The sequence below is a fragment of the Polyangium mundeleinium genome (genome assembly GCF_028369105.1).
GTDB classification, from domain to species: domain Bacteria; phylum Myxococcota_A; class Polyangia; order Polyangiales; family Polyangiaceae; genus Polyangium; species Polyangium mundeleinium.
On the sequence record NZ_JAQNDO010000001.1, the window covers coordinates 6787546 to 6809111 of the forward strand.

Below are 21566 nucleotides of genomic sequence, written 5' to 3' on the forward strand. Positions count from 1 at the left end.
GTCAAGGGCGGGGGCCGAGTGCGGCGGCCTCGCGGTAGACGTCGAGGGTCGTCCGGGCCGTCGTGTCCCACGAAAATGTCTTTCCGCGCTCGGGGCCGCGGGCGGCGAGCTCGGCGCGGAGGACGGGGTCGCTCGCCACGCGGCGCATCGCGGCCGCGAGCCCCTCGACCGATCCGCGGGGGAAATGCAGGCCGGCGTCGCCCGTGACCTCGACGAGGGGGGCGATGTCGCTGGTGATCACGGGGCAGCCTGCGGCCATCGCTTCGAGGGCGGGCATGCCGAACCCCTCGGCGAACGAGGGCTGGAGCAGGGCGAGGGCGCCGTGGAGGAGCGCCACGAGGTCGTCGCGCGGGAGCGTGGGGCGGATGACGAGGCGGCCCTTGATGCCGAGCCTCTGCGCGAGGGCGTCGAGGCCGCGGCCGGTGTCGAGGCGCTGGACGAGGACGAGGCGCTCGCCGCGCGTGGCGGCAGCGGCGAAGGCCTCGAGGGCGAGGGCGTGCCCCTTGTAGGGGGCGTTTTGGCCGACGAGGACGAAGTAGGGCGCGTCTGTGCCGAGCACGTGGGCGGCGCGGGCGCGGGCGGCGTCCCGGTCCTTCGGCGGGGCGAACCAGGGATCGGCGGCGTTGTGCGTGACGACGACGCGGCCCTTCGCGGAGGGGTCGTAGCGGACGATGGCGTCGGCGGAGGCGCGCGAGACGGTGAGGATGCGGGTCGAGCGGCGCAGCGAGGCGTGGAGGCCCGCGCGGAAGAAGGGCACGCGGAAGGTGCGGCGGAAGGCGGATCCTTCGGCGAAGTGCGGGGCGTCGAGCCACATGATGTCGTGGATCGTGGTGACGACGGCCGAGCGGATGCCGCGGCCGAGGATGTTGTGCGGCGCGTGGAAAACGTCGCCGTCGGTGGGGCCGAAGAGGCGCGGGAAGAGCAGGGAGAAGGGCTCGTTCGGGGTGCCGATCGCGCGGTGCTCGTCGATGTTCGGCGCGGTCGAGAGGCGGCCCTCGACGCTCGTGTGGCGCCAGAAGGTGAAGCGGTCTCCGGGGGCGAGGGCGGGGAGGCGGTCGACGAGGGCGCGCACGTAGGCGCCGATGCCGCTCGGCCGCTTGCAGATGTACCGGGCATCGACGGCGACGTGCATCACGAACCGGCGGAGAGCTCGGGCCCCCCGAGGCCGCCGCGCATGCGCCTGCGGACGGCACGAACAGCGCGCCGGTGCGCCAGGAGGAGGCTCATCGCGCGGGGACGGTACCAGCGCGGCGGAGGGCGAAGCAAGTTCGACGCGGACGGTCTCTTGCGCCGTCCTCCTCCGGCGTGCGCGACGGACGCTTGTTTTTCCCCCGTGCGCGCTGCTACGCCGGTGTTCGCATGAAGCGCTCGAAGCCCACCAAGCTCCCTCCTTCGGAAGGTTTTCTTCGAGCGATCACGCTGATCCGCGACCGCGTGGAGGACACGAACGTCTACCCGTTTACCATCCCGGCCGTTCGTTCGCTCGACACCCTCGCGTTTGATCCGAGGGTGACGTTCCTCGTCGGGGAGAACGGGTCGGGCAAGTCCACGATCCTCGAAGCTGTCGCGCTCTTGCTCGGGTTCAATGCGGAAGGGGGCTCGAAGAACTTTCGATTCGCCACGCAGAGCTCGGAGTCCGAGCTGCACCGGGCCTTGCGTCCGGTCCGGAGCGCGCGCCGCGAGCGGCACGGATTTTTTCTCCGCGCCGAGAGCACGTTTAATGTGGCCACCCACATCGAGCACCTGGGCATCGAGGCGTGGTACGGCGGCCGCTCGCTCCACGAGCGATCCCATGGCGAGGCATTTCTGACGCTCGTCGAAGAGAAGTTTCGCCCCGACGGCCTGTACCTGCTCGACGAACCGGAAGCCGCGCTCTCGCCGGGGAGGCAGCTCCGCTTCCTCGGGCATCTGCATGTCCTGGCCCAGGCAGGGGCGCAGTTCATCATCGCGACGCATTCGCCGATCCTGCTCGCCTACCCGAAGGCGCTGCTCTACGAGCTCTCGGAGAACGGCATTGCGACGGTCGCGTACGAGGAGACGGAGCATTATCGGCTCACGAAGGAGTTTTTGCTCCATCGGGAGCGGTTCTTTCGGGCGTTGTTCGAGGAAGACAAGGAAGAGGGGTAGGCGGGTGGCGGGCGGGCGGGGTCAGGGCTTCTAGGGAAGGCACACCTCGCTGCGCCGCGGGTTGAGGAGGTTTCCCCGCGCTTCGATGGTCCCGGCCTCCGCGAGGGCGATGAGCCGGCGGGCAAAGAGACGGACGTGGGTGTCGTCGAGCGGATAACTTCCAAAGTCGAGCGCATCGACGATGATGCGCGCCGCCTTCAGGTACCGATGGGTCATCTGTTTGAGCAGCGCCGCGTCGACCGCCGCGAGGCCGGCCTCCCCGAGCTCCTTCCCGAGCGCGATCTCCTCTTCGTCGGGAGACTCGGGCATGGGCGACGATAGAGGCGCCTCCTCCTTCTCTTTGAGCGGCGGAACGCTTTCCCCGCACATCACCAAGAGGTCTGCTTTCGACCGGAGCTCGGTCGTCCAATACCTATAATCATCCCGCACGTGCGAAAGGTCGGCCAGCGCTTCGGCCTTTTTGCCCAAGTGGACGAAGGCCTCGGCGCGCAGGAAGTGGAGTACCTCGCGCAAGTATTCCCATCTGGGCTCGTCACAGAGGACGAGCCCTTGGCCGAAGTCGGCCACGGCGCGCTCGTGGTCGCCTGTTTGGAGCGCGTATTCACCTCGATCGAAGAACAGCGCGGGGTCCTTGGGGTTGAGCTCTATCGCCCGCGAGATGGCTGCGATCGCGGCGACGTAGTCGTCGCTGCTGCTGTGGGCGTACGCGAGCGTGTCCCAAACGTGCGGGTCCTCGGGATACTGCTCGACGAGCCTGACTGCATCCTCGAATCCTGTCGGATCGCTCTTGCGAATACGATATTTTATATTCCTGATCACACGGTCCAAATCTTGACGCATCAGTATCTCCTTCCCGGCCGAGGGATGTTGTTTCCATGATCGACTTCGTTACCCTTGCAAGGCTCGGAGACGAGGCCTCTCGCACACTCCTCCACGTCCGTGTAGCCTCCCGTCATGCCGCGTCCCCATTTGCGGCCCGGGAGCTTCAGCTGCTCCCTGCAATTCTTCCTTGCCTCTTCCCACTCCTTGTCGCACTCCCTCTTGGTCGGCTTTCTCTCCTTCGGCAAGGACACGGCCGCCGCCACGACGAGGACCGCGACGCCCACGACGATCGTCACGCCGGACGCCGAGACGACCACCGGGACGAGCCGGATCAACTGCGAGATCACCGAGACGTTCGCCAGCAGGCCTCGTGTTGGCAGGGAGCCGCCGCGCGAGATCAGCTCGTCGGGTTTGGCGTGTAGCCCGCGTCCGCCATCGTCCGCAGCGCAGCCATCATGCACCGCTCGAGGCCGGCGTCGTCGAGGCGCGGGCCCTTGGGCGTCACCTCGGAGACCCGGTCGCCCCGCAGCACCACCTGGAACTCGATCTCGTACGCGTGGCGCTGGAGCCGCCCCGCTCGCTCCTCGACGCACGCTTGAAGCGCGCGGACCGTGCTCGCAGGCAGCGACCCCTCCGTCAGGGGCTCGGGCACGGCGGCGTACTCGTCGCTCGCCCCGCATCCCATCGGCACCACGCACACCGCCATGCAGGTAGCGAACAACGTCGCCCCCGCAAGCCGCCGCCCCCGCGTGCTCATGAGCTCACCCCCTCGCTTGCGGAGGAGGATACCTGGCCGTCGGGGTGGGGTGGAAGAGGGGTGACGCGGGCGGACGGGCGGGGTAGTTGGCCCAGCCCGCCCTCGTGGACGAAAATTTCTCTCCGATTCACCCAAAGAGGAGAAAGAAATATGTCCGCGTCCGACAACGCCATCCACCTGCCCGACGGCTACGACCTGACGACCGCCCAGGTCTGCTCGTTCCTCATCAACGTCGCCTCCGATATGTGTGCGCAGTGGATCGCCGCGAAGAAACCCGCGCCCGCCGATTTCAAGTGGAAGCCGCACAACGCGTGCCCCGTGACGCGCGATCTCTACAAGGTGGAGGACGTCGAGTTCGGCGAGCTCATTTGGAGCACCTTCAAGTACGGCGGCAGTCAGACGGAGCCCTTCTGTTTCGTTGCCACCTACAAGGGCAAGAAGTACCTCGTCTTCCGGGGCTCTCAGTCGGGGGCCGATTTCGGCATGGACGGCGAGTGCAAGCTCACGGACTATGCCGCGCCGACCCCGCCCACTTCGAGCGGCCTGCAGGTCGAGGCCGGTTTTTACGCGGTGTATAACGGCCTGCTCGAGAGCTTGAAAGGCGAGCTCGCGTCCTTGAAGGGGACGCTCACGGTGACCGGCCACAGCCTCGGCTCGGCGCTGGCTACGCTCGCGGTGCCGCTGGCAAGCTCGCTCGGTCTATCGGTCCAGATGTACAACCAGGCCAGCCCTCGCGTGGGAAACGCGGCGTTCGCCTGGTATTACAAGGACCTGAAGATCACCACGTACCGGCTCGTCAATACCGCCGACTCGGTCCCCAAGAGCCCTGCGGGGTCCTATGTGCACGTGGGTACCGAGGTCGACTTCACCGCGGTGTACGACGGGAAAGAAGCGAACATGCACAACGCCTGCTGCTCCTACTCGTACGCCATCTTCAATCCCAAGGCACCGATCAACCCCAATGTCGACGCGTGCATGTCGGGTTGAAGGCTGCTAGCAGCGAGCAGGCCGAGGACGCGTAGCCGCGTTTCCTCGTCGAGGCCCCGGACTTCCTGCAGGAGGTCCGGGGCGCGTCCCTGGACGTCTGCGACGTCTTCCCGAAGTTCGAGCGCGGCTTCCCGGAGGTGAGGGACCTCTCGTCGGAGGTCGCGGACTTCTTCCCGGAGGTGAGGGACCTCTCGTCGGAGGTTGCGGGCTTCTTTCCGGAGGTGAGGGACCTCTCGTCGGAGGTGGTGGATGTCTTCCCGGAGGTGAGAGACCTCCCCAAGGCAGACGAGGGCCTCCGGGAGTCGATGAAGCACCTCCTGTCGGAGGTGGATCGACCTCCGACAGGAGGTGCTTCCACCTCCGACAGGAGAGGGGGGTGGAATCAAAACCGGAAGGCGATCCCCGCGCGGAGGTCAACGTGCGGAATCTGCTCTCGGTGCAGATGCTGTCTCGCCTGCGCGGTTACGGGCCCTGAGGCGATGGCGCCTGCGAGGACGGGGGAGCCTCGAATCGGAACACCATCGGCGCGTGAAGAAACCTCAGCAGTGGATCGTGTTCGTCGATCGGCACGTCGCGACAGATGGGATCGGGTCGCTCCGCGATACCGATGCGGCCGCAACCCTGGGCACGACTCACCTCCCCGGTCTCCAGAGGCGGCCCCGAGCGCGCGACGACGAGATCACGATCGATCGCGTCCCGACGGCCTCGAAGGAACGTCTCCAGGTCATTGGCCCGTTGCCGGAGAGACTGAGCCAATTCGCGACTCTGACCCTGCGCCCGCTGGCGCATCGCGAATACCAGGAGAGCGAGCGCTCGCTCTTGTCCGTAGGGTACACGAGGGCACGCGAGCGCCGTCGCCCACCCAGCGAGTTCCGTGGAACTCCCACGTGCGATCCGCGTCTGGACATGGGCCAAGAGCGAAGGATTCCAGTCGCTCAGCCCGACCGCATCCTGGATCACCGGATCGATCTTGCGGGCGTCGCGCAGCACGTTCGCCAGCGTGGTGAGGGCCGCCTCGCGCACGTCGTGCGTCACCTCGCCGTTCCGTTGCAACAGCGTGTGCGCCGCGATTCCCGCGACGCTCCAGTCCTGATGCTTCGTCGCGGAGAGCGCGTCGCGCACGAGGTCGATCGATTCGGGTCGCTCGGTCACGAGCCGCCAGTATCTCGCTCGGAGCAAGGGTGCGCCGGGCAACTTCATCGCTGCGAGCGCGATGCTCGCGGGCGCTGTCCACGCGAGTGCACGCTGAGCGAGTTCCGTCCCTTGCGTGCAGTTGTTCTCCTGTGCGAACCTGACTCGTCGCCCCAGCTCGCGCGCATCCTGCTCCGAGAGCCCATCGAGCGTGAAGACCGCCCGGCTCACGGTCTCCGCACCTGACGATGCCCCCTTCGGGTCGACCGGATCGGCGGTGACGGCGAACCGGTAGCGACCCTGCGGCAGCACGACGTCCGTCCCCCTCTGGGAGACATCCATCTCGATCCGGAGCGTGAGGTTCGCTCCGGGCTGGAGCACCGGGCGCGCGGACGCCTGCGTACGCAAGCTCGCTGGCATGCAGCGCCAACGACCGTCGATTCCCTGTTGCTCGAAAGGACGGTGACATCCGTGGCTGCGAAGCGAGCCGAGGCCCTCGAGGTGCAGGCGCAACGGGGTGTCGGTCCGGTTCGTGATCCGCCACTGCGTGGGACTGTTTGGATCGACGGGTGTGATCTCGAGCGCGTCCCTCGGCGCATTCGACGGGCTCGGAGGCGACGGGGGCGCGGAGGAAGAGGGGGGGCTCGATGCCGTGGGCAGGATGGCCTGCGAACCGTTCGTGTCCGCGTGTGCGCAGGACCAGACGAGGGACACGACCAGCGGAGCGAACATCAATGGGAAGCGGCTCATCGGCCGCATGCGGACAACGCAGCTTGGAGGAGGTTCCGCGGAAATCCCAGCCGTGTTCCGGGAGGAGGTAGACGTCAGGAACGACCGAATCCAATTCGTGCGGCCCGCGCGGGCCGCCCACCGAGGGACGGCCCGCTGTGCGCCTCACCGCCGCGCCAGCCGATGCAACGTGGCGATGATAGGGTCGAGCGAATCGCGCAGTCCATCATCCACTGTTTCGACGTACCCCAGCGCTTCTGCAACATCCAAGCACGCGCGCACCTCTGCTGCCGAGCCCATGGCCGTATGCCACCGCGCGCGCTCGTTTCGCCCCTGCGAATACGCCCCTTCGTGCAGATTGAGCGGCACGCTGGTCGCTGCGCGCCTTAGCTGTTCCGCGAGATTCGCATCCTTCCTGCCGATCTTCTCGATGATCGGCCGCAACCGCCGCAGCATTTCGATCGTCACGCTGTAGATTCTGAGAGCCATTGCTTCCTCCTTCCCCGACCGGGGACCCTTGTCCCGGGCCCGAGCACGCGGGCAAGCTAGCCGACCCCGGACGAGGCCCATTGCATACGCGTCCCACCCGCTGCGGAAGCGGAAGCGGAAGCGGAAGCGGAAGCGGAAGCGGAAGCGGAAGCGGAAGCGGAAGCGGAAGCGGAAGCGGAAGCGGAAGCGGAAGCCCCCGCGCGCCCCATCAAAACCGAAACGTAATCCCCGCGCGAAACTTCGTGCTCGCGTGCGACGCCCGAAACGCGCCCATACGGCCCCACCGATCGAGATGCTCGACCTCGACCCACGCGAGCCGCTGCTTGTCACCCGGCAGCGTATACGAAAGCCAAACGCGCTCGCCGGCGCGCCGGTCCCGGAGGTGAACGTCATTCGTGACCCGCTCCTGGTACCGATCCAGCCCCTCGATCGACTCGAAAAAATCGTACGTGAGCTGCGCGCCGAGCTCGAAGCGTCGATATGCGAGCGAGAGCGTGGGGCGGACGGTCCCGCCGAGCGCGAAGTAATAACGTTTATCCGCAACCACGGTCTTCAAGCCCGCGTCGCCACGCCCCTTGATGTACGCGGACGCGGCCATCGAATGCACAGCGCCGAAATCGGCGTACACGTCCACGCTGGCGCGGGCGCGGGCGTCCCCGTGGTGCAGCGTGAGGTCGACCGTGGCGCCGAGCGCGTTCGCGACGCCGAGCTTGTCCTCCGCCATGCCCTCTTGCCGGTGCTTCGCGTAATTGAAGCCGCTGGAGGGGCCCGCAAAGATCGCGTATCCGCGGCGGCCGCCGCGCCCGTCGGGCGCGACTTTCTGGTCGTAAACGCCGCCGAGCAGGACACGCGTGACGAAGTCGAGCTGCTGCACGCCCTGATCATCGACGGATCCGACGAGCCGGACGCTCGTGACGTCACCAGCATCGAGCCGCTTCGTCCTCACGCCGGGGTGGTCGAACGCCGGGACGTCGATGATCTCCGTGCTCACCCCGATGCGGCGTTGCGAGAAGCGCAGGCCGTCCCGTCCGGCCTCCGCGCTCACGCCGACGAGCACGTCGAAGCGATGCCAGGTGTCCGCGGGCAAGCCGAGATCACCCCGCGCCTGGGCGCGCGCGGCGTGCCCAGGTTCGAGGCGCCGGTGGAGGTACCGGAACGGCGAAAAGACGAGCGAAAGGACGTTGTTCGCGAGGTTGTCCTCGCCGCGCTCGAAGAAAAGGCCGAGCTGGTGGAGCGGCTCGCCGACGGCAAAGCCACCCTGGGGCGTGAGGATGAGGTCGTTCAAGCTGACCTTCTCGCGATACTCGCCGAGGTACTCCCACAAGACCGAGCCCGCGAACGAGAACAGGAACGACTCGCCCGCGCCGAGCCCGGCCCCGCGCGCGGCGAGGTACGTCATCGTGCCCGCAGCCGGGTGCGTGTAGGTGTTCGTCTCGAATTTGTTCGTGTCGAACCGCACGGCTTCGAGGGTCCAGGCTTTCTTGTAAAAACTCGGCGTCGACCACGAGAGCTCCCAATCGACGACGTTGTCGCTCATGTGGACCCAGTAATCGGTGAGGCCGTAGGTCATCAGGGCGAGGATCGTGGCGCCTGCCGCCAGGCGATACCGGAAGCACGGCGCGCGCATGACGCGCCACGGGTGGGGATCGAGCTCCCAGGAAAAACCCGCGCCCGGGAGCACGAGCGGAGGCGTGTTCCCCGGGCCCGGGAAGACACGCGCGCCGAAGGGGACGTCCGGCGAGAACCAGAGCCGAAACGGCGGAGGGCCAAGCGAAGGCGCGCGGTCGACCCGCACGGCGTTCGCGAAGGGGTCGAACACGGGATCCGGGATCGGATCGAGCTGAAGCGGCGGCGGAGGCTCGGGGTCGGCCGCCTGCACGATCGACGCGAGCAGCGTCACGAGCGCAGTCACGAGCGCGGGCGCGCGAGCGCCGCGAAGACGACGACAACGGCGCGCGGCCGCCTGCCTGCTCCCGTGCCTCGCTCGTGCGTCGGTCTCCAAGACGCCTCGCACGGGAGGAGTGCAAGACGCGGGCCGGTCAGCGGAGCTCGCTCGTCAGGGGATCCAGGGCGCGATCTCGCGGTAGGCGTCGAGCGTGCGCTGGGTGGTGTCCTCCCAGCGGAACCGCGCCGCGCGCGAGAGGCCGCGGGCCTTGAGATCCTGCCGGAGGGCCTCGTCCTTGGCGACGGCGCGGAGCGCGCCGGCGAGCGCGTCGAGATCACGCGGATCCCGGATGAGCGCGGCATCCCCCGCGACCTCGGGCACCGACGTGAGGCTCGAACAGACGACCGGGCAGCCACACGCCATGGCTTCGAGCACGGGCAAACCAAAACCTTCGTACAGCGAGGGGAAGATCAACGCCTCGGCGCGGGCGTAGAGGCCCACGAGGGCCGAAAGGTCGACACGGCTCTGGACGTGCACCCGCGAGAGCAGGCCCGTCTCGCGCAACGCCGATTCGAGATCCGCGGGGAACGTGCGCTCGCGCTGGATGATGACGAGGTGCAGGTCGTCGGCGGTCGTGAAGGCGCGGGCGAACGCGAGCACGGCGGCCGCGTGGTTCTTGTTGGGGTAGCCGCCGCCGAGGACCAGGAAAAACCGGCGACCCGCGGGAACGAGCTGTTCCGTGCGCGCGAGGGCTTCGGAGGCGTCGAGCGGCGCGAAGACGGGATCGACGCCGAGGGGCGTGACGCGGACGCGCGGCGCGGAGGAGGGATCGACGCGGATCGTGTCGTCTTTGCTGTGCTCGCTGACGGCGAGGATGAGGCCGGCGCGGCGGATCGAGGAGCGAATCGCGGCGGACCAGTACGGCGCGAGGAGCACGCGGAGCACGGGGTTCGGGAAGACGAGCTCGGGACACACGATCTGCATGACGTCGTGCATCGTGAGCACGCTCTTTTGGGGCGCCCCGAGCGGCAGGACGCGGTACGGCGCGTGGAACAGATCGTCCGGGCCGAGGCGCTTTTTCAGCCACGCGCCGAGGCGGAGCAGGGAGTCCGGGTGGTTCGGGTCGCCGGAGACGAGCCACTCGGTGACGTTCGGGGCGCGGGAGAGCGGGCCCCGCGCGTCGGGGTGGCGGAGCAGGACGAAGGGGACGTCGGGCGCGAGGGCAGGGAGGTGCTCCACGAGCGCGGCGACGACGGTGGCGACGCCGCCGGGCGCGCCGCGGAGGACGCGGGCGTCGAGGACGATGCGGGGAGGCGCGGCGGGGCGCACGTCAGCGGGCCCGGGCGACGACGACGAGCGTGGCGCGGCGGCCCTCCTTGGCGGCCACGGCACCGAGGTCGTAGGTGATGTACCCGTCCACGAAGACCTCGAGGGCCTGGAGCAGCCGCGCCGGCGGGACCTCGGTCGGCACGACAAAAGGCGCGGCCTTGTCCTTCTTCGCCTTCGCCGCGGGCTTGCCCTTCGTGCGGAAGAGCGACTGGAGGCGGAGCAGGGCCGCGCGCGGGGCGGGCTCGTGCAGGAGGAGGGCGTAACGCTGCACGTCGAGGATCTCGAAGCCGGTGCGCTCGGCGAGCAAGCGGAGCTGCTTCTCGCCGAAGTGGTAGAGGTGATCGGGCAGATCGAGCTCGTTCGTGCCGGCCCAGCGCGCGCCCGGCAGCTCGGCGACGTTGCCGGTCTGGAAGACGAGCAAGCCGCCGGGGCGGAGGAGCGCGTGCATCTGGCGGAACGCGTCGAGCGGGTAGGCGAGGTGCGAGAGGACGTTCCGGTGGTAGACGACGTCGAAGCTGCCCGGCGGGAGCTCGACCGACCCGAGCGTGCCCTCGTGGACGTCGACGCCGAGGACCTCGGTCGCGTAGCGGACGAAGGGCCCGGTGATGTCGATCCCGGTGGGCGAGAAGCCGCGGGCGCGGGCCTCGCGGAGGAAATACCCGGCGGCGCTGCCGATTTCGAGGAGGCGGCCGGAGGCGGCGTGGCGGCCGATGAGGTCGAGGGCGCGGCGCGCCTCGTAGACGGCGCGCTCGACGTTGCGGATCTGGCGGCCGAGGTCGACCTTGGTCTCCTGGCCCTCGTAGAGGCGCTTCATCTCGCCTTCGGTGGGCCGCGGCGTGACGAAGACGAGGCCACAGCCGTCACAGGCGACGGCCTCGTAGCCGTTCTCGGCGTGGTACGGGCGCGTCCCTCGGTCACCGCAGAAGATGCAGGAAACGGCCTCCATGCGGGCGGCGACGTATCAGCAACGGAGAAGCGCGTCAAACCGACGTGGGGGGGCGCCGTGGGGGGCGAGGGGAGGCGGTTGTCTCGATGAGAGGTTTCGCCTAGAAGGGGAACCGTATGCTGCCTGCGCTGCTCGTCGCCCTCCGCGTGGTCCCCCGCGGCGTTCCGCACCCGCCGAACTTCGCCCCCGTCGGCGCCACGGGCAACTGAGGAAGGTTCCATCTCGTGCACCCCCGCACCGCCGTCATCCCTTACAAGCCACGCCACCACGTTCGCATCGTCACCGCGGCCTCGCTCTTCGATGGCCATGACGCTGCGATCAACGTCATGCGCCGCCTGATGCAGGCCTCCGGCGCCGAGGTCGTGCATCTCGGGCACAACCGCTCGGTCGCCGAGATCGTCAACTGCGCCATTCAGGAAGACGTGCAGGGGATCGCCATCACGTCCTACCAAGGCGGGCACGTCGAGTACTTCAAGTACATGATCGATCTCCTGCGGCGCGCGGGCGCTCGCATCGAGGTCTTCGGCGGAGGCGGCGGGACCATCCTGCCCTCCGAGATCGAGGAGCTCCACGCGTACGGCGTCGCCCGCATTTATTCGCCCGACGACGGCCGGGCGATGGGCCTTCAGGGGATGATCAACGATCTGATCGAGCGATGCGACTTCGAGAAGCGCAGCGCAGAATTCGAGCCGTACCTCGCGCGCCTCTCCGAGCGAGGGCCGGCCACGCTCGCCTCGCTCATCACCATCGCCGAGAATTTCCCCGAGGCCGGCGACAGGCTGCGTGCTGCGCTCGCCGCGCTCCCCGCGCGGTCGAAACGGGCGCCCGTGCTCGGCATCACGGGCACCGGCGGCGCCGGCAAGTCGAGCCTCGTCGACGAGTTCGTGCGCCGCTTCCTCGCCGATAGCAAGGACAAGACGCTCGCCGTGCTCTCGGTCGATCCCTCGAAGCGCAAATCGGGCGGCGCGCTGCTCGGCGACCGCATCCGCATGAACGCGATCGACGATCCACGCATTTACATGCGGTCTCTCGCGACGCGCCAATCGAACCTCGCGCTCTCGAAGCACGTGGGCGAGTCGATCGAGGTGTGCCGCGCGGCCGGCTTCGATCTCATCGTGGTCGAGACGTCGGGCATCGGGCAATCCGACACGGAGATCACCGAGTATGCCGACGTCTCGTTGTACCTCATGACGGCCGAGTACGGCGCGGCGACGCAGCTCGAAAAGATCGACATGCTCGATTTCGCCGACATCATCGCCATCAACAAGTTCGACAAGCGCGGCTCGCTCGACGCGCTGCGCGACGTCAAGAAGCAGTGGAGACGCAACCACAACGCCTTCGACGTCGCCGACGAGGACGTCCCGGTGTATGGGACGATCGCCTCGCAGTTCAACGATCCGGGGATGAACAGGCTCTACCGGACGATCGTGGAGACCCTCGCCGCGAAGACCAAGGCGCCGCTCGAATCGCGGCTCGAACTCACGGCTGGAATGAGCGAGAAGCGCTGGGTCATCCCCCCCGAACGCACGCGATACCTCGCCGAGATCGTCGAGACGTGCGAGGCCTACGACGCTTTCACGCGCGCCCAGGCGGCGATCGCCCGGAGGATGTACCAGCTCCGCGGCACCATCGAGGCCCTCCGCGCCAACGTCGGCAAGAAGCACCTCGAGATCGTGGAGCCGACCGGCCCGGCCGATACCGTGCTGGTCACGCAGCGCATCGAGGGAGAGCCGCCCTTCCTCGGCGAGCTCGTGGAGCTTTATCGGGACCTCGAGTCACGTCTCGCGCCCGAATGCAAGAAGCTCCTCGACGAGTGGCCCGCCACCAAGCGACGTTATGCGGCGGCCAAGTACCAGTTCCAGGTCCGAGACAAGGTCATCGAGCTCGACCTCGTGTCCGAGTCGCTCTCGCACCTCCGGATCCCGAAGGTCTCGCTGCCGAAATACGAGGACTGGGGTGATCTCCTGACCTGGCTCCTTCGCGAGGCGCCGCCGGGGCAGTTCCCGTTCACGGCGGGCGTCTTCCCGCTCAAGCGGGAGAACGAGGATCCGGCGCGCATGTTCGCGGGCGAAGGCGGCCCGGAGCGCACGAACAGGCGGTTTCACTATGTGTCGCGTGGCCTGCCGGCCAAGCGGCTCTCGACGGCGTTCGACTCCGTCACGCTCTACGGCGAGGATCCGGATCATCGGCCCGACATTTACGGCAAGGTCGGCAACTCCGGCGTCTCGATCGCCAATGTCGACGACGCCAAGAAGCTTTACTCGGGCTTCGATCTGTCCGATCCGACGACATCCGTGTCGATGACCATCAATGGCCCGGCGCCGATGTTGCTGGGCTTCTTCCTCAATGCCGCGATTGACCAGGGCTGCGAGAAGTGGATCCGGAGCCAGGGGAAGGTCGCGGAGGTCGAGCAGAGGATCACCGAGATTTTTGCGCAGCGTGGTGTCCCGCGCCCGAGTTATCAGGGGGCCTTGCCGGCCGGCAACGACGGCCTCGGGCTCATGCTCCTCGGCGTCTCCGGCGACGAGGTCTTGCCCCGCGAGGTCTACGAGAAGATCCGGGCGGCGACGCTCTCGGCGGTCCGCGGCACGGTACAGGCCGACATTCTCAAGGAAGATCAGGCCCAGAATACGTGCATCTTCTCGACCGAGTTCGCGCTACGGCTGATGGGAGACATCCAGCAATACTTCATCGACAAGAAGGTCCGGAACTTCTATTCGGTTTCGATCTCCGGCTACCACATCGCCGAGGCCGGGGCGAACCCGATATCGCAGCTCGCATTCACGCTGTCGAACGGCTTCACGTTCGTCGAATATTACCTCTCGCGCGGGATGCACATCGACGACTTCGCCCCGAACCTGTCGTTCTTCTTCTCGAACGGCATGGATCCCGAATACACCGTCATCGGGCGCGTGGCGCGGCGTATCTGGGCGAAGACGATGCGCGACAAGTACGGCGGCAACGAGCGCTCGCAGAAGCTCAAGTACCACATCCAGACCTCGGGACGCTCACTTCACGCCCAGGAGATCGCGTTCAACGACATCCGGACGACCCTGCAAGCCCTCCTCGCGCTCCAGGACAATTGCAACTCGCTCCACACGAACGCGTATGACGAGGCGATCACGACGCCGACCGAGGAGAGCGTCCGGCGCGCGCTCGCGATTCAGCTCATCATCACCAAGGAGTTCGGCCTGGCCAAGAACGAGAACCCGACGCAAGGCTCGTTCATCGTCGAGGAGCTGACGGATCTCGTCGAGGCGGCCGTGCTCCACGAGTTCCGCTCGATCTCGGAGCGCGGCGGCGTGCTCGGGGCGATGGAGCGCATGTACCAGCGCTCCAAGATCCAGGAGGAGTCGCTCTACTACGAGACGCTGAAGCACAATGGAGCCTTGCCCATCATCGGGGTCAATACGTTCCTCGATCCCAAGGGCTCCCCGACGGTGTCGCCGCCCGAGGTCATCCGCGCGAGCAAGGAGGAGAAGGAGTATGCGATCGAGGCGCGCGACGCCTTCTGGAAGCGAAACGCGGCCGTGGCGCCGGCCGCCCTGGAGGCCGTGAAGCACGCCGCGCTCGACGGCGGCAACATCTTCGACGCGCTCGTGGAGGCGTGCAAGGTCTGCACGCTCGGCCAGCTCTCGCATGCGCTTTATCAGGTCGGCGGCCAGTACCGGCGCAACATGTGAAGGAGAAGCCGGCCATGGAGTTCCCGTCTGTCACGGTCGCCGCGTGGCGCGCCCAAGTCGAAAAAGAGCTTGGAGGCCGCTCGTTCGAGGCCTCCCTCGTCCACGAGGCGATGGAGCGGATCCTGATCGCGCCGCTCTACACCGAGGCTCCGGCCTCCGCGCGCGCCACGCGTGATCTCTCCGCGCCGCCGTTCCGGATCTGCATGCGTCAGGAGCGCGGCGCGGCGGCCGCCGATCTCGTGGCCGATGTCGAAGGGGGCGCCGACGCGCTTTGGCTCAGGCTCGAAGACGCGTGCGCCGCTGCGCTCGCCCCCGCGGATTTCGCGCAGACGTTCTTTGTCTTCGACAGGGAGGAGGCCTCCTCGATGGAGGCCGTGGAGCGCAACGTCACCGCCCTCGCGCCCGTGGTCGCGTCGCGCTTCGCCCTGAGCATGGACCCGCTCGCCGACCGCGCGCGTGGCGCCGCGCCGTTCGCGACCCTCGCCGAGGATCTCGCGACGCTCGGGGGCGTCGCGCAATTCGTCGAAGCACGCGCGCCGGAGGCGACCTCGGTGCTCGTCTCGACGCTGCCGTACCACGACGCCGGCGCGGACGCCGCGGACGAGATTGCCGTCGCGCTCTCCACCGGCGCGCGGTACCTGGATGCGCTGCTCGAAGCGGGGCTCTCGCCGGAGCGGGCCGCGCGCCAGATCGCCGTGCAAATCGCGGTCGGTCGGGACACGTTCGTCGAATTGTGCAAAGTCCGCGCGCTGCGGACGTGCTGGCGGAAGCTCCTCGCGGCCGTCGGCGTGGCCAGCGCGCCGCGCACATGCGTCCACGCCGTGTGCTCCTCACGGACGCTCACGACGCGTGATCCCTGGGTGAACATGTTGCGCGTCACGACCCAGATGTTTTCCGCGATCCTCGGCGGCGCCGATCTCGTCACGCCCAACGCATTTGATCAGGCCTTCGGCGTCCCCTCCGCGCTTGCTCGTCGCGTCGCGCGGAACACGGGGCTCGTCCTTCGCGAGGAGAGCTTCCTCGGCAAGGTCGCCGATCCTGCCGGCGGCTCGTATGCCTTCGAGACGCTCACGGACGCGCTCGCGCGTGAAGCTTGGCAGCGGTTCCGGGCTCTCGAACGAGAGGGGGGCATCCCATCCGCGCTGGAGAGCGGCAGCCTCGCGGCGAGGCTCGAGGCCGTCTCGCGCACGTGGCGCGAGCGCATCGCGAAACGCAAGGTCCCCCTTCTCGGCGTGTCCGAGTTCGCCAACCTCGACGAGACGCTCCCGCGCCCCGCGCCGGGGGCAGAGGCGCCTCCACGCGTCGCGCACGCGCTCGCAGCCGATCGCGACGCAGCGGCGTTCGAGGCGCTCCGCGCGCGCGCGGAGGCCACGGAGACCCCGCCCGAAGCGCTGCTGGTCACGCTCGGCCCCTTCGCCGAGTCACGCCCACGCGCTGGCTTCGCCGCCGGTTTCTTCGCCGCGGGCGGCATTCGCACGCGGGAGAGCACGACGGACGAGACCGCCCCCATCGTTTGCCTCTGCGGCACCGACGAGCGTTACGCGACCGAGGCGGCGCCGCGCGCGCGTGCGCTCAAGGCCGCCGGCTGCAAGCGTGTCCTCGTCGCCGGGCGTCCTTCCCGGCTCGATGCGCCGCTGCGCGAGGCCGGCGTCGACGGCTTCATTTTCGTCGGTTGCGACGCAGTGACCCTCCTCTCCGAACTCCTCGGCGTCCCGTCATGAGCCGTCTCCCCAACTTCGCTGAGCTCGACTTCGACGCAGTGCAGGCGGACGGTTCCCCGCCGGCCGCGATGCCCGCGGATATGTGGGACACGCCGGAAGGGATTCCCCACCGGCGAATCTACACGGCCGACGACCTCGTTGGCCTCGGGCACCTCGGCACGCTCCCCGGCTTTCCGCCCTTCGTGCGCGGCCCGTATCCGACGATGTACGTCCAGAAGCCCTGGACCGTGCGTCAGTATGCGGGGTTTTCGACGGCCGAGGAGTCCAACGCGTTTTACCGCAAGAACCTCGCCGCGGGGCAGATGGGCCTCTCGATCGCCTTCGACCTCGCCACGCATCGCGGATACGACAGCGACCATCCGCGGGTCACGGGGGATGTCGGCATGGCGGGCGTGGCCATCGACTCCATCCTCGACATGCGCCTGCTCTTCGACGGCATCCCGCTCGACAAGATGAGCGTCTCGATGACGATGAACGGCGCGGTCTTGCCGATCCTCGCGCTTTACATCGTCGCCGCCGAAGAGCAGGGCGTCCCGCCTTCGAGCCTCGCCGGCACCATCCAGAACGACATCCTCAAAGAGTTCATGGTGCGGAACACGTACATCTATCCGCCCGCGCCCTCGATGCGGATCATCGCCGACATCTTCGCGTTCACCTCGCAGAAGATGCCGAAGTTCAACTCCATCTCCATCTCCGGCTATCACATGCAGGAGGCCGGCGCGACCGCGGATCTCGAGCTCGGATACACGCTCGCCGACGGGCTCGAATACGTGCGCACCGGCATCGCCGCGGGGATGAGCGTGGACGCATTCGCGCCGCGCCTCTCGTTCTTCTTCGCGATCGGGATGAACTTCTTCATGGAGGTCGCGAAGCTCCGCGCCGCCCGGCTCCTCTGGGCCGAGCTCATGTCGCGGTTCTCGCCGAAGAGCGACAAGTGCCTCGCGCTCCGCACGCATTGCCAGACCTCGGGCTGGTCGCTCACGGCGCAGGACGTCTACAACAACGTGATCCGCACGTGCATCGAGGCCATGGCGGCGACCCAAGGTCATACGCAGAGCCTGCACACGAACTCGCTCGACGAGGCGCTCGCGCTCCCGACGAACTTCTCGGCGCGCATCGCGCGGAACACCCAGCTCCAGCTCCAGCTCGAATCGGGCACGTGCAGGCCCGTCGATCCCTGGGGCGGCAGCTACTACGTCGAGCGTCTCACGCACGAGCTCGCCGCGCGCGCGCGGCAGCACATCGACGAGGTCGAAGCGCTGGGCGGCATGGTCAAGGCCATCGAGGCCGGCGTGCCGAAGCTCCGCATCGAAGAAGCCGCCGCGCGTACCCAGGCGCGCATCGACGCAAGCAGGCAGGCCATCATCGGCGTGAACCGCGTCCGTCCGACGAGCGACGAGGCCGTCCCCGTGCTGAAGGTCGACAACGCGGCCGTCCGGCGCACGCAGATCGAGCGGCTCGAACGCCTGCGACGCGAGCGCGACCCCGCGGCATGCGAGCGCGCGCTCGAAGCGCTGACGGCCTGCGCCGCCGGCCGCGGAGGGAACCTGCTCGATCTGGCGACGGCCGCCGCGCGGGCACGCGCCACGGTCGGAGAGATGTCGATGGCGCTCGAAAAGGTGTTCGGGCGTCATCAGGCCGAGATTCGCGCCATCTCCGGCGTGTATGCTGGCGAGGTGGGAGAGAGCTCCGCCGCGGTGGCGACGACACGGATGCGCACCAAGGCGTTCCTCGAACGGGAGGGACGGCGGCCGCGCATCCTCGTCGCCAAGATGGGGCAAGACGGGCACGACCGCGGCCAGAAGGTGATCGCCACGGCGTTCGCCGATCTCGGGTTCGACGTCGACATCGGTCCGCTCTTCCAGACCCCCGAGGAGACGGCGCGCGCCGCCGTCGAGAACGACGTGCACGTCATCGGCGCGAGCTCGCTCGCCGCCGGCCACCTCACGCTCGTCCCGGAGCTGCGCGCGGCGCTTTCGGCGCTCGGCCGTCCCGACATCCTGGTCGTCGTCGGGGGTGTCATTCCCCCCGACGACTATCCAGCGCTGCGCGCGGCGGGCGCCGCGGAGATCTTCGGTCCGGGCACCGTGATCGCCGAGGCGGCCTGCGCTCTGCTCGATCGGCTGGAGATGGACGAGGAGCCATGACGCGAAGGCGTCCGCGCCTCTCGCTGGAGGCTTACGAGCGCGGCGTTCGGGAGCGAGATCGTGCCGTGCTCGCCCAGGCGATCACGCTCGTCGAGAGCCGCGACGAAACGGACGCCGCGCTCGCGCAAGCGCTCCTCACCCGCCTCTTGCCCGCGACGGGCGGGGCGCGGCGGGTCGGCGTGACGGGCGTGCCAGGCGTCGGAAAGAGCACGTTCCTGGACGAGCTCGGGATGCGCCTCTTGTCGCGCGGCAAGAGGATCGCGGTCCTCGCCATCGATCCGTCGAGCTCGGTCTCCGGGGGCTCGATCCTCGGCGACAAGACCCGCATGGCGAGGCTCTCGCTCGAAAAGGAAGCATTCATCCGGCCCTCGCCGAGCGGGCTCACGCCCGGCGGCATCGCGCGGCGCACGCGCGAGACGATGCTGCTTTGCGAGGCCGCCGGCTTTGATGTGATCCTCGTCGAGACCGTGGGCGTGGGGCAGGGCGAGACGGCGGTCTGCGAGATGGTCGATTTCCTCCTGGTGCTCGCGTTGCCGGGTGCGGGCGATGAGCTCCAGGGGATCAAGAAGGGCGTCCTCGAGCTCGCGGATGCCATCGGCGTCAACAAGTGCGACGGCGACGGCGCGTTGCGTGCTCGGACAGCGCTTCATGATCTGCGGGCCGCGCTGCGTTACCTGCCGCGCAGGCGCCCGAGCTGGAAGGTCCGCGCGCTCGCCGTGTCGGGCTTGACGGGAGAGGGGCTCGACGCGCTTTGGGAGGTGGTCGAAGAGCACCGTCGTGTCCTCGAAGCCTCGGGGGAACTCGCGGCGATGCGCGCGGAGCAGCAACGATCCTGGATGTGGTCGCTGATCGCCGAGCGGCTCGACCGGGCGTTCCGTGCCCACCCCGAGGTCGAGCGGCGGCTCGCGCGCATCGAGGCCGATGTCGTGGCAGGGCGCATGACGGCGCCGGACGCCACGGATGAGCTGTTTGCGGCCTTCACCGCCGCGACCAGGCCTTCCTGACGCAGGTCCCTCGCAAGGGGCTCGGGTAGGCTTGCTCGGAAGCAGCTCTGCCTGAAGGGTGGGGGATGTCGTCTCCGAGGCCCCGGACTTCCTGCAGGAGGTCCGGGGAGCGTCCCTGGACGTCTGCGACGTCTTCCCGAAGTTCGAGCACGGCTTCCCGGAGGTGAGGGACCTCTCGTCGGAGGTCGCGGGCTCCTTCCCGGAGGTGAGGGACCTCTCGTCGGAGGCTGCGGACTTCTTCCCGGAGGTGAAGGAGCTCTCGTCGGAGGCTGCGGACTTCTTCCCGGAGGTGAGAAACCTCCCCAAGGCGGTCGAGGACCTCCGGACGTCGATGAAGCACCTCCTGTCGGAGGTCGATCCACCTCCGACAGGAGGTCGATCCACCTCCGACAGGAGAGGGTGGGGTGGAAGAGCGGACGGGAGCGGCGGCCCCCGTCCGTCACGTTCTCCCGCACCCCTTCGAACGCCCCGACACCCTCGCGTCACACCAGCTTGAAGGCCGGTCGGTAGCCGAGGCCTGCGTCCAAGGCCTGCGCCACCACGCTCGCCCACAGATCACGCAGGGCGTGGGTGGAGGCGGTCAGTTCGGCCGGGGTCTCGCCCAGGCGGGCCAGGATCCTTGCGAGGTGCTGCACGTACCCCGGCGGGACGCGCGGGGAATCCGCATGAAAGCCGGCGGTGATCTCGGCCATGGCGGTCTTGTCGGTCATGAAATAGGTTTCATGGAGGGCGAAGAGCACCTGGGTCAGGAATGCGGCCGTGCGGCCGAGCGCGCCGGAGACGGCGTACACGTCGCCGCGCTCGGCGTACCCAGCGGCATGCACGAGCGAGAACTCGGCCAGCCATAGATTCGAGAGAACGAGCTTCTCTTTCAGCAGGGGCGGGTAGACCTCCACCTGCTGTTTCAGGGCTGTGATGTGTCCGGCCGGGTCGTGCAGCGGCAAGCAGGCGCGCGTCTCGGCCAGGTAAATCACGCTGTAAAAGCCAAAGGGGGGCTGCTGGTTGAAATCATGGTGGGTGACGCCCCGCGCCGCATCGTCGAGCGTGCGCCGGACCTGATCGAGGTTGCGGTAAATGAAGTCCACCTTGCCGGCGGTGGTCTGGATCCAGGCGCCGCCGTTGACCCACGGCCCCCAGCCGTAGAAATCGGTCACGTCGGGAGGGCCGGCGATCGAAATGTCGGCCGCGACGCGGCGAATGTCCTCGATCCGGAACGGGCTCGCTTCGGCGTAATACATGGCCACGTCGAGGTCCGAATCCGGGCGGGCCGTGCCGCGGGCGTACGAACCGCCGAGCACGACGGCGACGACGCCTGGCACGGCCGAAAGGCGCGCGGTGATCGTATCGAGCAGGGCTTGTTTCTCCGCGGGAAGCGTCATGATCTCGGGGCCGAGCAAATACGAGCCGGTCACGAGCTGCAAGACAAATGTCAATTCCCACCGGGCACGCTTCCCTTGCTCTCGCGTGAATCGTCGTGTGCCCACGCGCCCCATGCTCGGACCGGCTTTGCGCATCCGCGGCGCTCTCGTCCTCGTTGCCCTCGGGGCCTGTGCGCGCGTCGATCCCGCGGCGCCGGCAACGGGCGTGCAGGGCACGGCTGCGGCACCGGCGTCGAGCAGCGCGGCGCTTCCGGCGTCGAGCAGCGCAGCACCTGTGGCGAGCACGGCGCCGAGCGCCCCTCCGGCCGTGAGCCCGCCCGCCGTCGCCGTCGAGCCGACCGTCGATGACCAGGGCCCGCTGACCGTCGAGCTCTCGCAAGGCCCCGTCACGTTCGATCGGCCCATGATGGCAGGGCGCTTTCAGCGTGTG

Annotated in this window: 17 protein-coding genes; 7 read left to right on the forward strand and 10 right to left on the reverse strand. The window is 68.3% G+C overall.

Translation table 11 applies throughout. The features are described from left to right. Position 1: 1 nt before the first annotated feature. Positions 2–1132, reverse strand: coding sequence for a glycosyltransferase family 4 protein (locus POL67_RS26840; RefSeq protein ID WP_271930896.1), 1131 nt, complete (start codon positions 1130–1132; stop codon positions 2–4). Positions 1133–1359: 227 nt separating this feature from the next. Here POL67_RS26840 and POL67_RS26845 point away from each other — a divergent pair, with 227 nt between their 5' ends. Then, positions 1360–2127, forward strand: a complete 768-nt coding sequence (locus tag POL67_RS26845; RefSeq protein ID WP_271922054.1) for an AAA family ATPase — start codon at positions 1360–1362, stop codon at positions 2125–2127. A 30-nt stretch (positions 2128–2157) separates the two neighbouring features. Here the strand turns inward: POL67_RS26845 and POL67_RS26850 are convergent, their stop codons facing one another. From POL67_RS26850 to POL67_RS26860, 3 genes are read right to left on the reverse strand one after another with little or no spacing between them, the layout of a single operon-like run. Further along, a complete protein-coding gene (locus POL67_RS26850; RefSeq protein ID WP_271930899.1) occupies positions 2158–2946 on the reverse strand; it encodes a tetratricopeptide repeat protein in 789 nt (262 codons plus the stop codon). Between the two features lie 20 nt (positions 2947–2966). Continuing rightward, positions 2967–3296: a hypothetical protein gene (locus POL67_RS26855; protein ID WP_271922057.1), complete on the reverse strand. Its 330-nt coding sequence runs from the start codon at positions 3294–3296 to the stop codon at positions 2967–2969. A 50-nt stretch (positions 3297–3346) separates the two neighbouring features. Then, entirely contained in the window at positions 3347–3706 is a 360-nt protein-coding gene (locus POL67_RS26860) for a hypothetical protein (protein ID WP_271922058.1), read from the reverse strand. A gap of 150 nt (positions 3707–3856) precedes the next feature. Between POL67_RS26860 and POL67_RS26865 the strand changes: the two genes are divergently transcribed. Beyond that, complete coding sequence (locus tag POL67_RS26865; RefSeq protein ID WP_271922060.1) at positions 3857–4693, forward strand: lipase family protein; 837 nt, start codon at positions 3857–3859, stop codon at positions 4691–4693. Positions 4694–5155: 462 nt separating this feature from the next. Here POL67_RS26865 and POL67_RS26870 read toward each other — a convergent pair whose 3' ends face one another. The 5 genes from POL67_RS26870 to POL67_RS26890 all read right to left on the reverse strand — a co-directional run bounded on the left by POL67_RS26870 (position 5156) and on the right by POL67_RS26890 (position 11202). After that, on the reverse strand, positions 5156–6232 hold the full coding sequence (locus tag POL67_RS26870) for a hypothetical protein (RefSeq protein ID WP_271922062.1): 1077 nt from the start codon (positions 6230–6232) through the stop codon (positions 5156–5158). A 486-nt stretch (positions 6233–6718) separates the two neighbouring features. Continuing rightward, on the reverse strand, positions 6719–7042 hold the full coding sequence (locus POL67_RS26875) for a four helix bundle protein (RefSeq protein WP_271922063.1): 324 nt from the start codon (positions 7040–7042) through the stop codon (positions 6719–6721). Between the two features lie 208 nt (positions 7043–7250). Then, the gene (locus POL67_RS26880) at positions 7251–8954 is read right to left on the reverse strand and encodes a DUF3943 domain-containing protein (RefSeq protein WP_271922065.1); all 1704 of its coding nucleotides are present in this window, start codon (positions 8952–8954) and stop codon (positions 7251–7253) included. Between the two features lie 144 nt (positions 8955–9098). Beyond that, entirely contained in the window at positions 9099–10256 is a 1158-nt protein-coding gene (locus POL67_RS26885; protein ID WP_271922067.1) for a glycosyltransferase family 4 protein, read from the reverse strand. 1 nt (position 10257) lies between these two features. Next, positions 10258–11202 (reverse strand): class I SAM-dependent methyltransferase, encoded by a 945-nt coding sequence (locus tag POL67_RS26890; protein WP_271922069.1) that lies wholly within the window; start codon positions 11200–11202, stop codon positions 10258–10260. Positions 11203–11426: 224 nt separating this feature from the next. Between POL67_RS26890 and POL67_RS53725 the strand changes: the two genes are divergently transcribed. From POL67_RS53725 to POL67_RS26915, 5 genes are read left to right on the forward strand one after another with little or no spacing between them, the layout of a single operon-like run. After that, a complete protein-coding gene (locus POL67_RS53725; RefSeq protein ID WP_271922071.1) occupies positions 11427–14885 on the forward strand; it encodes a methylmalonyl-CoA mutase family protein in 3459 nt (1152 codons plus the stop codon). Positions 14886–14899: 14 nt separating this feature from the next. Next, complete coding sequence (locus POL67_RS26900; RefSeq protein WP_271922073.1) at positions 14900–16606, forward strand: methylmalonyl-CoA mutase family protein; 1707 nt, start codon at positions 14900–14902, stop codon at positions 16604–16606. Continuing rightward, positions 16603–18753: a methylmalonyl-CoA mutase gene (gene scpA, locus POL67_RS26905; RefSeq protein WP_271922075.1), complete on the forward strand. Its 2151-nt coding sequence runs from the start codon at positions 16603–16605 to the stop codon at positions 18751–18753. Before POL67_RS26900 ends, scpA begins: the two co-directional genes overlap by 4 nt. Further along, positions 18750–19757, forward strand: coding sequence for a methylmalonyl Co-A mutase-associated GTPase MeaB (meaB, locus tag POL67_RS26910; RefSeq protein ID WP_271922077.1), 1008 nt, complete (start codon positions 18750–18752; stop codon positions 19755–19757). The genes scpA and meaB overlap by 4 nt, the downstream gene beginning before the upstream one ends. A gap of 58 nt (positions 19758–19815) precedes the next feature. Further along, positions 19816–20253, forward strand: a complete 438-nt coding sequence (locus tag POL67_RS26915; RefSeq protein ID WP_271922079.1) for a hypothetical protein — start codon at positions 19816–19818, stop codon at positions 20251–20253. Here the strand turns inward: POL67_RS26915 and POL67_RS26920 are convergent. Beyond that, entirely contained in the window at positions 20240–21154 is a 915-nt protein-coding gene (locus POL67_RS26920) for a nucleotidyltransferase domain-containing protein (protein WP_271922081.1), read from the reverse strand. The two genes, POL67_RS26915 and POL67_RS26920, sit on opposite strands and share 14 nt — an antisense overlap. Between the last annotated feature and the right edge of the window lie 412 nt (positions 21155–21566).